The following is an 855-nucleotide window of genomic DNA, read 5'->3' as shown; positions in this document are numbered from 1 at the left end:
GTTGTCGGCGTCGGGGAAGTCGGGGAACCAGCCCATGCCGTAGACGTCGTACTGGCCCTTCTCCTCGGCGGGGCGGAAGGAGTCCCAGGGGTGGCCCTGGATGGTGACGTCGAACAGGCCGCTGTCGTTGAGCTGCTTCTGGAGGACCTCGAACTCCTGCTTGGTGGCCGTGCCGTAGTGGTCGGTCGTGTAGTGCATGGTCAGCTTCACCGGGGTGGTGATGCCGGCCTTGGTGAGCAGGTTCTTGGCCTTGGCGGCACTGGGGTTGCCGTACTTGTTGAAGAACGAGTTGGAGTGCCCGGTGACGGTGGCGGGGACCAGCGAGTACAGCGGCTCGGCCTCGGTGCCGTAGACCTTGGAGACCAGTTCGCCGCGGTTGATGACCTGGGCCATGGCCTGGCGTACGGCCTTGGACTTCACCGTGGGAGCGTTGGTGTTGAAGGCGAGGTAGCGGATTTCGAGGCCCGGCATGTCCACGAGGTCGACGTTGTCGTCGCTGCCGGAGTCCAGCTTCTGGATCTGGGCGGGCGACATGGTGCGGGTCATGACGTCGATGTCACCCTTGTCGATGGCGGCGCCCATGGCGTCGGCATCGGCGAAGGAGCGGACCACGACCTTGTTGTTGTTCACCGTCTGGGCCCCCTTGTAGTGGGGGTTCTTGGTGAAGGTGACGCTGACGATCGCGTTGTCCTTGACCTCGGCCTGGAAGGTGTAGGGGCCGGAGCCGTCCAGGTGGAAGCCGTCGCGCAGGGAGCCCTTGGGGTAGTCCTTGGGGTCGAGGATGCCCGCGACCGGGGTGGACAGCTTGTAGGGGAAGGTGGCGTCGGCCGTCTTGAGGTGGAAGACGACCTCGCG

Annotated in this window: 1 protein-coding gene; it reads right to left on the bottom strand. The window is 65.1% G+C overall.

The features are described from left to right. Positions 1-855: ABC transporter substrate-binding protein (locus CCN72_RS36865; RefSeq protein ID WP_244174677.1), on the bottom strand; the 855-nt coding region annotated here is incomplete at both ends.

Source organism: Streptomyces murinus (assembly GCF_002154555.1).
Taxonomy (GTDB): Bacteria; Actinomycetota; Actinomycetes; order Streptomycetales; family Streptomycetaceae; genus Streptomyces; species Streptomyces murinus.
The sequence above is the reverse complement of the archived record's forward strand: the minus strand, read 5'-3'. Positions and strand labels throughout refer to the sequence as shown.